This window comes from Bradyrhizobium sp. 604_D8_N2_3 (assembly GCF_051810765.1).
In the GTDB taxonomy this organism is placed as follows: domain Bacteria; phylum Pseudomonadota; class Alphaproteobacteria; order Rhizobiales; family Xanthobacteraceae; genus Bradyrhizobium; species Bradyrhizobium barranii.
The window spans coordinates 7,835,166-7,847,844 of record NZ_JBPWPM010000001.1; the positions used below are offsets into that span (position 1 = coordinate 7,835,166).

Genomic DNA, 12,679 nt, shown 5'->3' on the forward strand with positions numbered 1-12,679 from the left:
GCCTCCTTGTCCTCAGTTGCAGACCGGGGACAGAGGACTGACTTACCGAGCTTCGGCGATCTTCGGTCCGGATGACAACATCTGCGCGTTAGCCGCCAGGGGCCGCTTCGACGGCGATGCCGGGTCCGGCAACCGGAAAGCGGCGTCGGCTGGCGCTCCCTGGGAGGGCCTGCGGGCGGCGGTTGCCGGAAGCACGATCACTTTCGCTCCGACTTTCACCCGCTCATAGAGGTCCGTGACGTCGTCATTGGTCAGCCGGATGCAGCCGGACGAAACCTTCTTCCCGATCGTATCGGGGTTGTTGGTGCCGTGAATGCGATATTCGGTCTCGCCGAGATACATCGCCCGGGCGCCGAGCGGATTGCCGGGACCGCCCGCCATGAACCGCGGCAGATAGGGCTGACGCGAGACCATCTCCACAGGCGGATGCCAATCCGGCCATTCTGCCTTACGGGCCACAGTCTGCTCACCGGACCATGTGAAACCCTCGCGGCCGACACCGATGCCGTAGCGCATCGCCTGCCTGTCGTTCAGAACGAAATAGAGGAATGTGTTTCCGGTATCGATGATCACCGTGCCCGGCGCCTGACGGCTGGCGTAGTCAACCACCTGCCGGACAAGTGCTCCGGGAACGCCAGCGTCGGCTTTGGGTGGTTCGACCAGAGGCGCCGGGGCCGGGATCGGAGCCGGGACCGGAATCGCAGCCGGAGCTGGCGCTGATGCACGAACTGGAGTCGACACGTAAACCGGAGTTGACGACGCCTGGGCCTGCTGTGCGGACGGTTTTCGTATCGGTTGCACGTCCGCCGGGCTAGACAGCAAGCTATACCCCACCACGGCGACGGCCACGGCGCCAATCGCAACTCTCGCGGCCATGGGTATTGCGAGGGCCTCTGCCTTCTTACGTTTGGCCCGCTTACTCATGTCGTTCCCCAGGTCACCATGCCCCAGAGAGGTACCCGGCAAGATTTAAGAAACTTCGAAGCGATGTCGCACGGACTGGAACCGTTAGTCGTGGTTAACGCCGAACTCTTGTTCGGCAACATAAAATTGGGCGTACCGCTCGATATTCAGGTCGCGACGAGGACGACGCGCTTCTCATCGCGGAACGAGTCGGGGTCTGAATCGCCGGGCAGAGCGAACGCGCTCCGCTCCTTCATTGACGGCGGCTTCGGGCCACGAGCGGAAGTCGTTCAGGCGGACTTCCCGCATCTATCCGCCGCCATTCGGCCGTCGTCGCATACCTACAGGCTGTGCGACTCCGCGCGGTCAGTTTTCCGCTTTCTTGGCCTCGTTCAACGCACTAATGATTGCCTTGATGGTGCCTTCCGCAGCCGCGGCATTGTATCCGACATGGTAGCCATGGAAAACGTGGATTGGCTCGTGATCTTCGAAGCTGTGGTTCGCCCCCTTCCACAGCACCGTCTTCACGGGAATCGACCGCTTGCTCTCGGCCATCTGGCCGCAGAGGATGGGGCTGGTCGCCTCGTCCTTCTCTGCTAGGAAGAGATGGACCGGGGCGTAGAACTCGACGTTCTTCATCAAATAACAGGACGGCTGCATCGCGAAGCCGCCCGCGAACATGTGCTCGTGCAGGTCGCCGATCGCCCGGTTCATGATGATCAAGGTCGTGGTCGCACCGTTGCTGCGGCCAAGGACGTAGACCCGCTTGGGATCGGCGATCTTCTGTCCGATGAGCCAGTCCAGCGCCGCATACGCATCGTCAGCCCGGCGCCGCGCCCAAGTCAACTGGCTGGGATCCGAGCAGACGCCGTCGGGTCCCAATCCCCGGCTGCCGAAGCTGTCGAGCAGGAGAACACCATAGCCTGCTCCGACCAATCTGCCGCCGTAGTCACCCCCCCATTTCCTCTCGACCCGGCCGAACCCGTCGCAGCCGTGCAGCATGATCACGAAGGGGATTGGTCCCTTGGCGCCCTGCGGCCGCATAATGTCCGCCGACAGTTCGCCCTCGGCCTTTACCTTACCCTTTTCCTCGACGGTGCCGTCCATGAAGTTTTTCGACCTGCCGTCGATGTATTCGTTGCCGGGAATCCAAGGCAAGGACTGCGCTGAAGTATGCCAAGGTATCTTGACCATCTCAGCACGCGCAGATGAGAACGACAAAACAGCGACTATTGAGAGTATGATTTGCCTCATTGGAAATTGCACCTTTGCCCCTTGATTCTGGTCAACACCATATCCGACTTGGGAAAGCGTAAGTATCCTTGAAGAGGATTCGCGCCGCGGATGTCGGCCTTGGGTCAAAAGGCGACGATCCCGGAGGGCCGGCTGCGTGTCGGCTTTGCTCTCGGAAGCAGATATCGAGGATCTAGAGTCCCCTTTAGTTCAGGTGGCCCGGCCCCGAGAGCAAGCCCAGCACGATCGCAAACAACTCGTTCTGCGAGGAGATGCCGAGCCGCTCATAGGCGCGCTTGCGGTAGGTCAGGGTCGAATGCAGGCTGATGCCCAGCGCTTGCGAGATCGCCTCGGAGCTGAAACCGAGCAGGATGCGGCGGCAGACGTCCTGCTCGCGCGGCGTCAGTGCGGAGAGGGGCGCGCGCGTTGCGAACAACGCGGCGAGGTTCTGGTCGGGCGTCGCGGTGGCCGCCTGCTGGAAATGACGCGCAACGCTGGCGCCGATCGCAGGCGCAATAACCTGGAGCCGCGCACGCTCGACGTCGCCAAAGCAGCCCTGGGCGGTGATGCGGTAGAAATTGACATAAAAGCAGGTGTCGCCGACCCAGATCGCCGTCGCATATTTGTCGACGATATCAGAGTCGTTGAAGAAGATTTTCCGGTAGCGCGCGCCATACATGCGCGGCGCGAACGACGGCAGCATGATCGGCGCGCTGCCCTCGCCTTCGAACAGCGCATCACGATTGGGATCGGATTCGTGGAACTGACCGGCATAGGCCGCGCCGAGATCGCTGCCGATCGGGATGTTGCCGGCGTCGAGCAGACAGCTCGCCGCGCCGGTGCGTGTCAGCGCGAACACCATGCAATGGCCGACGCCGGCCTGCCGGCGCAACGTGTCGATCAGGACATTCGGGAAATCAGGTCGGCCGATGGCGAGCACCGCCGGCGCGATGTCGTTCGCCGCTGGAGTTGAGGCCATGCCGTGGGGCCGCATTGGTTCCTCCGCAAAAGTTCTTTTGGCGGAAGATATCAGCAGCCGGGTTTGACCGAAAGTCGGAGACGGCGGCCTATGCCGCTTCCGGGTCCCGGCTCTGCGCAGCAGCGTTGCACTCTGCAGCGCGTCCGGGACACGAGAGTCTTGCTGGCCGATGCGGAAAAGGTCTCGTGCCCCGGACGCAGCGCAGCGTGACATAAGCGCGTTTACGCGCGTCTTCGACGCGCTATGGCGCTGCTAAGCCGGGGCCCATGCCGGATGCAGCTCCCCTACCCCGCGGCGGCCTTCGCCGGCGCGACGTTGATCGCGAGCTTGCCGTAGCGATCCGTAAACGCCTCGGTGTCGATCTCTTCCAGCTTGATCTCGCCGCTCATGACGCCCTGCTTCCACGCCGCCTGGGCCGGATCGTTCTGGAACTCCGGCATCACCTCGCGGCCGAACAGCTCCAGCGATTCGCAGATGTGCTCGTGGCTGTTCTTGCCGGCCTGGTTGAGCAGGATGACCTGGTCGATATGGGAGGACTGGAAGCGCTTCAGCTTCCTGCGGATCGTCTCGGGCGAGCCGATCAGGCCGCCGCGCAGCGCCGCCTCTTGTGCTTCCGGATTGTCGCGCTTCCACTTGTTGTACTCGTCCCACATGTTGACGGTGTAGGGCGCGGGACGCTGGCGATTCTGCGAGGCGCCGTAGAAGCGCAGCGCGAACTGGAAGAAGGTGGCGCCGTCGGCGCGCGCACGCGCCTCCTCGTCGGTCTTGGCGCACATGAAGAACGAGACCAGCGCCATGTTTGGGTTGATCTCGTAGTCGGCGAGCTTGTGCAATCGCTTGGTCATTGCATTGTAATAGGCGTGCACCCAGGCATGCGCGGCATCCGCGCTGACGAACTGAAAGCCCAGGGCGCCAAAGCCGTGGCGTCCGGCGCGTTCGATGGTCGGCAGCTGCGAGCAGGCCATCCACAGCGGCGGATGCGGTTTCTGCACCGGTTTCGGCACAACATTGCGCAAGGGAATGTCGAAATATTTGCCGTGGTGCTCGCTCCCTGCATCCTTGAACATCGGGAAGATCGCCTGCACCGCCTCCTCAAAGACCTCCTTCTTGGTCTCCATGTCGCGGCCGAACGGCGTCAGCTCGGTGATGGAGGCGCTCTCCCCCATGCCGAATTCGCAACGGCCGTTGGAGAGCAGGTCGAGCACCGCGACGCGCTCGGCGACGCGCGCCGGGTGGTTCGTCGTGAGCTGGAGGATACCGTGGCCAAGCCTGATGTTTTTCGTGCGCTGGCTGGCGGCGGCGAGGAACGATTCCGGCGAGGGTGAGTGCGAGTACTCTTCGAGGAAGTGATGCTCGACGACCCAGGCATGGTCGTAACCGAGCCTATCGGCAAGTTCCATCTGCGAGAGCGCGTTCTGGTAGAGCTTCAGCTCGTCGCCGGCCACCCAGGGCCGTGGCAGCTGCAGCTCATAGAAGATGCCGAACTTCATGACGCCTCTCCCGCTTATTCTTGTTGCGCTCATCTTAATGAGCGGGGAGGCGCTGTCTACGCGGTCGCAATTCCGCCGCGCGGGAGAACGCGCTTTTCGGCGCGGCGGCCATTCAGCACCGCGCCGATGAAGGTGAAGCGCACCAGCAGATGATAGCTCGCCAACATCGGGAGAATCGCGACGACGAGAATGATGGCGAACTTGATCGGCCCGGGCCAGTCGAGCTGCGACAGCACGACCTGTAGCGCCATCACGATCGGCATGTGGATCAGATAGAGCCAGTAGGACGCATCGGCGAGGTAGCGCCGGATCGGGCTGAAGCCGGACATGAAGCGAAGTGCGAGGCCGAGGACCGCGAAGGTCGAGATCCATATCGCCGGTGCATACAGGATGGCGGAGACAAGCCTGAGCGTGGCGAAACTAACCGGCAGTTTCGGCGCACCCGGCACGGACATCATCACCCCGACAAGCACGAAACTGATCAGAATGAGGCCGAGCGCCGGCAAGAGATTCCACAGCCAGCGTCGCTCCAAAATCCGCAGTAGATCGGTCTGCCGATGCAGCAACCAACCGAAGCCGAAGGCGGTGCCGAAGCCGACCCACGCCTGGAGGTTCGTGACGAGCGATTGATCCGGCGTCCTCACGCCCATCACATTGATCCATCTTTGATCGAGGCAGAAAGCGATGCCGATCGGGATCGCCAGAACCAGGGGCGCCAGCGGATTTCGCATAATCTGCGCAAAGAGGCGGTCGACAACCGTTCGCAGCGTGCCTGATACATCGAGCCAGACAATTGCGCCGCGCAGCAGGAGCATGGCGACATATAGCTCCAGCAGCACATAGAGAAACCAGAGATGGGTCAGCGGGAAATTCGGCAGCACCGGCGGCCAGCGAGGTGCGCCGGGGATCGGGCCGCCGTTCGGAAAGCCCGCGGCCCATATGACCACCAGGGCCATCGGCGTAAACACGATCGGCCAGCCGACCACTAGCGGCAGTCCGATCCTCTGCAACCTGTCCGTGACGAAGCCCCAGATTCCCCGGCGATGAAAGCTCATGCGAGCGAAGAAACCCGCCATCAGGAAGAAGGTCGTCATCCGGAAGACGTGGATGACGAAGAACAGCAGGCCCAGGGCCAGGCTTTGATGGGTATCCTGTATGATCCAGATCCTGGTCGGGGCCGGCACGAACGACAGGGTTGCGTGCAGGACGATGCCGAGCAACAGGGCAAAACCCCTGACCGCGTCGAGCGCGTGCAGCCGTTCCGATGCGGGGGCGATGGCGGTCGATCGGGACATGGACGGACTCGCTTGCTGGTGAAAGGCTTGTTTCCGGCAATCTGCCCGATCAAGACGGGCGAGGGATCAAGGACACACCGACTGGCCGCCAACCCGCGCTTGCCGTGATCGACCGTGGACTACGATCATGGCGATGCTGGTATTGATATGACTTGCACCGAGACGTTCATCCGGCTGAATGCATCCGCCGGACCATCCCACGTCCCGGAAAGCGGAGAGGCCCTTTCCTGTTCGCGCGTCACGGCGACGGGTATGTGTTCGCTGCCGACGATCTTGTTGTTGGTGGGATCATAGCCGCGCCACCCGGCTCCGGGGATATAGATCTCGGTCCAGGCGTGCGTGGCGCCGTGTTGTCCCTCGGACATCTGGATGTAGCCGGTGACAAAGCGCGCACCAAATCCCCAGTAGCGGGCAGCTTCCATCATGAACACCGCATAGTCGCGACAGGTCCCGCTGCCGAGCCGCAGCGTTTCGTTGGGTGATTGAACCCCGTGAGCCTCGCGGGAAACGTATTTGAACGATCGGTAGATGTGAGTATTCAAATTGTTCAGAAGGTCCAGCGTGCCGATCAACTGACCGGGTTTGTAGAGATCGCGCAACCATTCGAGCAGGGCGGTGGCGTCGTAGAGATAGCTCGGGAGACGATACACCGTCAGCTCAAGCTGCTCCTCCGGGGGATATTGGAAGGGAAATGAACTGGCGAATGGCGCAATCCGCCATTCAATGGGGTCGTCGTGGTAAAGGTCGACGTCGACCTCGCTTGCGATCCTGAGCGTGTCGGATAATTCCAAAAAGGTCACGACTGCGATGGCATTGTCGTAATTGTCGCGCAACCAGCGAACTTCGGCGTTCGGCTCGATATCGACCGACCCTCTCACGATGTGGACGTCATGTCCCTCGCGAGGCCGCATCATGGCTCGATGAGTGCCGAAGGTGACCGGCTGACTGTAAAAATATTCGGTCTTATGAATGATTCGGATTCGCCTCATATGTAGCTCCCGCCAAGTAGCAGCGATGGATGTTGCGGCGCCCGCTACCACTGGTAGTAGGTCGCGGGCATTTCCGAGGCAAGAGAAGATGTATGCGGCCTGACCCCCGAGCCGCAAAGCATCTTCGCTTTTGGGTAACGATCGTTGCCGCTTGCTTCTCTCGCGCGCACGGAGCGCCGCGGCTCGGTCCGTTGGCCGCGCCGCGACATCCGGTCAAGTCGACGGGTTGATCCAGATCAACGCGTTAGCAGCCCTGCTCCATTTAAAGTGCAGCAAGGCAACGGCCCGGATGCCGTCCCGATTCCAGCACCATTTCAGAGAGACCGAATATGTCGGCCCCTGACGACACGACTTCGCGCGTGCGCCGTAAGCGCATGGAGATTTTCGCTTTCCTGTTCCTGACCGCGGTCGTGATGCCCGTCCTCGCGGTCGGAACGGTCGGCTCATACGGGCTCGGCGTCTGGATCTACCAGATGTTCGCCGGCCCTCCCGGCCCGCCACCCTCCCCGCATTGACCTCCGAACAGCGAAAGACAGGCATCATGGCCCAATCCACACTCAACCGCCGCGCATTGATCACCGGCCGGGTGCTCACCGCCGACCGCGTCGTCGCGCCGCCAGGTTGCGAGATCGCCAGCATCATCGTGCAGGCCCGCCCCGAGCGCCTGGACGAACTGGAAGCCGAGATCGCCGCGATGCCCGGCTGCGAGATTCACGGCCGAGACCCGCGCGGAAAACTCGTTGTCGTGACCGAAGCGCCGGATGCCGGCAGCCTCGGCACCCTGCTCAACACCATCCAGTCGCTGCCCAACGTCTATTCCGCGGCGCTGGTCTTCCACGCCATCGAAACCGCCTAACGGCCGGGAGAGCCATCATGACATCGCCGAAGCTCGACCGCCGCCAGATGCTGAAGCTCGAGGCCGCCGCGATCGCGGCCGCCGCCGCAGGCATGCCGGCACCCGCGCTCGCCGCCAATCTCGTCGCCGAGCGCGACAACAGCGAACTGAAATGGGACAAGGCCGCCTGCCGCTTCTGCGGCACCGGCTGCTCCGTGATGGTCGCGACCAAGGACAACCGCGTCGTCGCCACCCACGGCGACATCAAGGCCGAGGTCAATCGCGGCCTCAACTGCGTCAAGGGCTACTTCCTCTCCAAGATCATGTACGGCCACGACCGGCTGACGCAGCCGATGCTGCGCAAGACCGGCGGCAAGTACGACAAGAACGGCGAGTTCACGCCAATCAGCTGGACCGAAGCCTTCGACATCATGGAGGTGAAGTGGAAGGAAACGCTGAAGAAGCGCGGGCCCAACGGTCTCGCCATGTTCGGCTCCGGCCAGTGGACGATCTGGGAAGGTTACGCCGCCTCGAAGCTCTACAAGGCCGGCTTCCGCACCAACAACATCGACCCCAATGCGCGCCACTGCATGGCCTCCGCCGTCGCCGGCATGATGCGCACCTTCGGCATCGACGAGCCGGCCGGCTGCTATGACGACATCGAGGCCACCGACGCCTTCGTGCTGTGGGGCTCCAACATGGCGGAGATGCATCCCATTTTGTGGACGCGGCTGGCCGACCGCCGGCTGTCCGCGCCGCATGTCCGTGTCGCCGTGCTCTCGACCTTCGAGCACCGCTCGTTCGACCTCGCCGACATCGGCATGGTGTTCAAGCCGCAGACCGACCTCTACATCCTCAACGCCATCGCCAACCACATCATCAAGACCGGACGCGTCAACAAGGATTTCGTCGCTGCGCATACGATCTTCCGGCGCGGGCAGACCGACATCGGCTATGGATTGCGGCCCGAGCATCCGCTCCAGAAAAAAGCAACCGGTGCGGCCAAGGCCAACGACTCCACCGACATGAGCTATGACGAATTCGTCAAATTCGTCTCGGACTACACGCTGGAGAAGGCGGCCGAGATGTCCGGCGTGCCGATGAACCGGCTCGAGGCGCTCGCCGAGCTCTACGCCGATCCGAAGACAAAAGTGGTCTCGTTCTGGACCATGGGCTTCAACCAGCACACCCGCGGCGTCTGGTGCAACAACCTCGTCTACAACATCCATCTGCTGACCGGAAAGATCTCCTCGCCCGGCAACAGCCCGTTCTCGCTGACCGGCCAGCCCTCGGCCTGCGGCACCGCGCGCGAGGTCGGCACCTTCTCGCACCGCCTGCCGGCCGACATGGTCGTCACCAACAAGGCGCATCGCGACAAGGCCGAGCATCTCTGGCTGCTGCCGGAAGGCACCATTCCCGACAAGAACGGCGCCCACGCCGTGCTGCAGAGCCGGATGCTGAAGGACGGCCTGATCAACGCCTATTGGGTGCAGGTCAACAACAACCTCCAGGCCGGTCCCAACGCCAACGAGGAGACCTATCCGGGCTTCCGCAATCCCGACAATTTCATCGTGGTCTCGGACGCCTATCCGTCGGTGACGGCGCTGGCCGCCGATCTGATCCTGCCGACCGCGATGTGGGTGGAGAAGGAAGGCGCCTACGGCAATGCCGAGCGGCGCACGCAGTTCTGGCACCAGCTCGTCAACGCGCCCGGCGAGGCCAAGTCCGACCTCTGGCAGCTCATGGAGTTCTCCAAGCGCTTCAAGATCGAGGAAGTCTGGCCGGAGGAGTTGATCGCCAAGAAGCCGGAGGTTCGCGGCAAGACGCTGTTCGACGTGCTCTACAAGAACGGCCAGGTCGACAAGTTTCCGACCTCGGAGATCGAGGAAGGCTACGCCAACACGGAATCCAAGGCGTTCGGCTTCTATGTTCAGAAGGGGCTCTTTGAAGAGTACGCCTCGTTCGGCCGCGGCCACGGTCACGACCTCGCGCCGTTCGAGGCCTATCACCGCGAGCGCGGGCTGCGCTGGCCCGTCGTCAACGGCCAGGAAACCAAATGGCGTTTCCGCGAGGGCAGCGACCCCTATGTCAAGCAGGGCACCGACGTGCAGTTCTACGGCTATCCCGACGGCAGGGCGCGCATCTTCGCCCTGCCCTACGAGCCGCCGGCGGAATCGCCCGACAGCGAATATCCGTTCTGGCTCTCGACCGGCCGCGTGCTGGAGCACTGGCATTCCGGCACCATGACGCGCCGCGTGCCCGAGCTCTACAAGGCGTTCCCCGAGGCGGTCTGCTTCATGCATCCCGACGATGCGTCGGAAGCAAAACTCCGGCGCGGCGACGAGGTGAAGGTGGAATCCCGCCGCGGCTTCATCCGCGCCCGCGTCGAGACGCGCGGCCGCGACCGGCCGCCGCGTGGCCTCGTGTTCGTGCCGTGGTTCGACGAATCCAAGATGATCAACAAGGTGACGCTGGACGCGACCGATCCGATCTCGCTGCAGACCGATTACAAGAAATGCGCCGTGCGCATCGAGCGGGTGAACCTGTCATGATGAAACGATTTGGCATAGCCCTGCTCGCGGTCGCGATCGCAGCGGGCGCGAGCTCTCTCACCGCGCAGACGGTAACGTCAGGCCTGCGCGGACCGGCCCCGCTCAATGACGAGGGCGCGGCGCCGCCAATGCTGCCGAACCGCAATACGTCCGAGAGAGAGGTGCGCAACTATCCGGAGCAGCCGCCGGTGATCCCGCACACCATCGACGGCTACCAGATCGACCTCAACGGCAACAAATGCCTGTCCTGCCATGCGCGGGCACGCATCGCGGAATCGCAGGCGCCGATGGTCTCGATCACGCATTTCATGGACCGCGACGGCCAGTTCCTGGCCTCGATTTCGCCGCGGCGCTTCTTCTGTACGGAATGCCACGTGCCGCAGAACACCGCGACGCCGCCGGTGAGCAACGATTTCATCGACATCGACACGCTGCTCTCGCGCGCCAGCCCCGGTGGCCGCCGATGACGACGGCCGCTGACGAGCCCAAGGGAAAGGTGGAAGCCAAGCGTAGCTTTATGCTGCGCTGCTGGGACTTCGCGCGCGAGCTCTGGCAGGTGCTGATCCGGCCGAGCTCGGTGTTCGGGCTCGGCGTGCTGGTGCTCGCGGGCTTTGCGGCGGGCGTGATCTTCTGGGGTGGCTTCAACACCGCGCTGGAACTGACCAACACCGAGAAGTTCTGCACCGGCTGTCACGAGATGCGCGAAAACGTCTTCGCCGAGCTGAAGTCGACCATCCACTTCACCAACCGCTCCGGCGTGCGCGCGACCTGCCCGGACTGCCACGTCCCGCACAACTGGACCGACAAGATCGCGCGCAAGATGCAGGCCTCCAAGGAGGTCTGGGGCAAGATCTTCGGCACGATCGACACCCGCGAGAAATTCTTGGACCACCGGCTCGAGCTCGCCGCACACGAATGGGCGCGTTTCAAGGCCAACGATTCCCTGGAATGCCGCAACTGCCACAGCGCCGATTCCATGGACATCACCAAGCAGTCGCCACGGGCCTCGGTGGCGCACCAGCGCTTCCTGTTCACGAAGGAAAAGACCTGCATCGACTGCCACAAGGGCATCGCCCACCACCTGCCCGACATGCGCGGCGTTCCCGGCTGGCAATAGGGGCGGCTGGGCCGCTTGAACCCTTGGGCCGAATGGTTAGTTTCGAGGGATGGCGAATCGCCTCGATTCTGCCCTTCCTCAAGACAGACATGGCCACTTTCACCCCGCATCAGGATGCCGCGCTCAAAGCCGTTGCCGACTGGCTCAAGGCAAAACCCGGCCGCAACGGCACGCCGCCGGTGTTCCGCCTGTTTGGCTTTGCCGGCACCGGCAAGACCACGCTGGCGCGGCACATCGCCGAAGGCGTCGACGGCGAGGTGAAGTTCGCCGCCTTCACCGGCAAGGCCGCGCTGGTCATGCGCAACAAGGGTTGCGACGAGGCCTCCACCATTCACTCGCTGATCTACCGCGCCCGCGAATCCGGCGAGGAGCAGCCGAGCTTCGAGCTGTGGGACGACGCGCCGGCCTCCAAGGCCAAGCTGATCGTGATCGACGAATGCTCGATGGTCGACGCCGAATTGGGCCGTGACCTGATGTCGTTCGATTGCCCGCTGCTGGTGCTGGGCGACCCCGCGCAGCTGCCGCCGATCCAGGGCGGCGGCTTCTTCACCAACACCGAGCCGGACGCGATGCTGACCGAAGTGCATCGCCAGGCCCAGGACGATCCGATCGTGCGGATGTCGATGGACGTCCGCGAGGGCCGCGAGCTCGACATCGGCCGTTACGGCGAGAGCGAGGTGGTGTCGCGGAAAGAGCTCGACCCGGACCGCGTCATGGGCGCCGACCAGGTGCTGGTCGGCCGCAACAACACGCGCCGCGCCTACAACATGCGGGTGCGCCAGCGCCAGAACATCGAGGATGTCTTCCCGGTCGCCGGCGACAAGCTGGTGTGCCTGCGCAACAACCGCAAGAAGGGCCTGTTCAACGGCGGCCTGTGGCGCGTGAAGTCGCGCAACACCTCGCGCTCGAAATCGCGCATCCTCAGCATGCGGCTGTCGCCGGATGAAGACTTCGGTCACAAGGTGATAAAGGTCTCGGTGCGCGCCGATTGCTTCGAGGGCGGCGTCGAGGCGATTGCCTGGGAGCAGCGCAAGCCGTATGACGAGTTCGACTACGGCTATGTGCTGACCGTGCACAAATCGCAGGGCTCGCAATGGGACGACGTCGTGCTGTTCGACGAGAGCTTTGCGTTTCAGGATAGCCGGGCGCGGTGGCTGTATACGGGGATTACGCGGGCGGCGAAGCGGTTGAGCATCGTTGTTTGACGCTGCCGTAGGGTGGGCAAAGGCGCAACGCGCCGTGCCCACCATTTCTCCAAACATTCAATAAGAATGGTGGGCACGCTT

At 63.2% G+C, this 12,679-nt stretch carries 12 protein-coding genes; 6 read left to right on the forward strand and 6 right to left on the reverse strand.

Features of this window, described 5'->3' with window-relative positions; all coding sequences use genetic code 11:
* Positions 1-42 precede the first annotated feature (42 nt).
* The 6 genes from AB7245_RS37600 to AB7245_RS37625 form a co-directional block, all read right to left on the reverse strand.
* Positions 43-924 carry a L,D-transpeptidase gene (locus tag AB7245_RS37600; protein ID WP_085399162.1) on the reverse strand — a complete coding sequence of 294 codons (882 nt, stop codon included), beginning with the start codon at positions 922-924 and terminating at the stop codon, positions 43-45.
* A 345-nt stretch (positions 925-1,269) separates the two neighbouring features.
* Positions 1,270-2,010, reverse strand: a complete 741-nt coding sequence (locus AB7245_RS37605; RefSeq protein ID WP_354134714.1) for a dienelactone hydrolase family protein — start codon at positions 2,008-2,010, stop codon at positions 1,270-1,272.
* A 331-nt stretch (positions 2,011-2,341) separates the two neighbouring features.
* Positions 2,342-3,130: a helix-turn-helix transcriptional regulator gene (locus AB7245_RS37610; RefSeq protein ID WP_063981189.1), complete on the reverse strand. Its 789-nt coding sequence runs from the start codon at positions 3,128-3,130 to the stop codon at positions 2,342-2,344.
* A gap of 269 nt (positions 3,131-3,399) precedes the next feature.
* Positions 3,400-4,605, reverse strand: a complete 1,206-nt coding sequence (locus AB7245_RS37615; protein ID WP_085399156.1) for an LLM class flavin-dependent oxidoreductase — start codon at positions 4,603-4,605, stop codon at positions 3,400-3,402.
* Positions 4,606-4,661: 56 nt separating this feature from the next.
* Complete coding sequence (locus tag AB7245_RS37620) at positions 4,662-5,900, reverse strand: acyltransferase family protein (protein WP_085399157.1); 1,239 nt, start codon at positions 5,898-5,900, stop codon at positions 4,662-4,664.
* Between the two features lie 125 nt (positions 5,901-6,025).
* A complete protein-coding gene (locus AB7245_RS37625) occupies positions 6,026-6,889 on the reverse strand; it encodes a transglutaminase family protein (protein ID WP_085399158.1) in 864 nt (287 codons plus the stop codon).
* Positions 6,890-7,218: 329 nt separating this feature from the next.
* On the opposite strand from AB7245_RS37625, the gene napE reads away from it, so the two are divergent.
* From napE to AB7245_RS37655, 6 genes are all read left to right on the forward strand, one after another.
* Positions 7,219-7,404: a periplasmic nitrate reductase, NapE protein gene (gene napE, locus AB7245_RS37630; RefSeq protein ID WP_027532529.1), complete on the forward strand. Its 186-nt coding sequence runs from the start codon at positions 7,219-7,221 to the stop codon at positions 7,402-7,404.
* A 26-nt stretch (positions 7,405-7,430) separates the two neighbouring features.
* On the forward strand, positions 7,431-7,745 hold the full coding sequence (locus AB7245_RS37635; RefSeq protein ID WP_354080745.1) for a chaperone NapD: 315 nt from the start codon (positions 7,431-7,433) through the stop codon (positions 7,743-7,745).
* 17 nt (positions 7,746-7,762) lie between these two features.
* Positions 7,763-10,276, forward strand: coding sequence for a nitrate reductase catalytic subunit NapA (gene napA / locus AB7245_RS37640; RefSeq protein ID WP_354080743.1), 2,514 nt, complete (start codon positions 7,763-7,765; stop codon positions 10,274-10,276).
* A complete protein-coding gene (locus AB7245_RS37645; RefSeq protein ID WP_028151035.1) occupies positions 10,273-10,743 on the forward strand; it encodes a nitrate reductase cytochrome c-type subunit in 471 nt (156 codons plus the stop codon). The genes napA and AB7245_RS37645 overlap by 4 nt, the downstream gene beginning before the upstream one ends.
* A complete protein-coding gene (locus tag AB7245_RS37650; protein WP_085398940.1) occupies positions 10,740-11,393 on the forward strand; it encodes a NapC/NirT family cytochrome c in 654 nt (217 codons plus the stop codon). Before AB7245_RS37645 ends, AB7245_RS37650 begins: the two co-directional genes overlap by 4 nt.
* An 89-nt stretch (positions 11,394-11,482) precedes the next feature.
* Complete coding sequence (locus tag AB7245_RS37655) at positions 11,483-12,598, forward strand: ATP-dependent DNA helicase (protein ID WP_085398960.1); 1,116 nt, start codon at positions 11,483-11,485, stop codon at positions 12,596-12,598.
* Positions 12,599-12,679: the final 81 nt, after the last annotated feature.

Bases quoted from the DNA above. Each gene is read 5' to 3' on its own strand.
- AB7245_RS37615 (WP_085399156.1), bottom strand. From the start codon at position 4,605: ATGAAGTTCGGCATCTTCTATGAGCTGCAGCTGCCACGGCCCTGGGTG.
- napA (WP_354080743.1), top strand. From the start codon at position 7,763: ATGACATCGCCGAAGCTCGACCGCCGCCAGATGCTGAAGCTCGAGGCC.
- AB7245_RS37605 (WP_354134714.1), bottom strand. From the start codon at position 2,010: ATGGACGGCACCGTCGAGGAAAAGGGTAAGGTAAAGGCCGAGGGCGAA.
- AB7245_RS37600 (WP_085399162.1), bottom strand. From the start codon at position 924: ATGAGTAAGCGGGCCAAACGTAAGAAGGCAGAGGCCCTCGCAATACCC.
- AB7245_RS37635 (WP_354080745.1), top strand. From the start codon at position 7,431: ATGGCCCAATCCACACTCAACCGCCGCGCATTGATCACCGGCCGGGTG.
- AB7245_RS37620 (WP_085399157.1), bottom strand. From the start codon at position 5,900: ATGTCCCGATCGACCGCCATCGCCCCCGCATCGGAACGGCTGCACGCG.
- napE (WP_027532529.1), top strand. From the start codon at position 7,219: ATGTCGGCCCCTGACGACACGACTTCGCGCGTGCGCCGTAAGCGCATG.
- AB7245_RS37650 (WP_085398940.1), top strand. From the start codon at position 10,740: ATGACGACGGCCGCTGACGAGCCCAAGGGAAAGGTGGAAGCCAAGCGT.
- AB7245_RS37645 (WP_028151035.1), top strand. From the start codon at position 10,273: ATGATGAAACGATTTGGCATAGCCCTGCTCGCGGTCGCGATCGCAGCG.
- AB7245_RS37610 (WP_063981189.1), bottom strand. From the start codon at position 3,130: ATGCGGCCCCACGGCATGGCCTCAACTCCAGCGGCGAACGACATCGCG.
- AB7245_RS37625 (WP_085399158.1), bottom strand. From the start codon at position 6,889: ATGAGGCGAATCCGAATCATTCATAAGACCGAATATTTTTACAGTCAG.
- AB7245_RS37655 (WP_085398960.1), top strand. From the start codon at position 11,483: ATGGCCACTTTCACCCCGCATCAGGATGCCGCGCTCAAAGCCGTTGCC.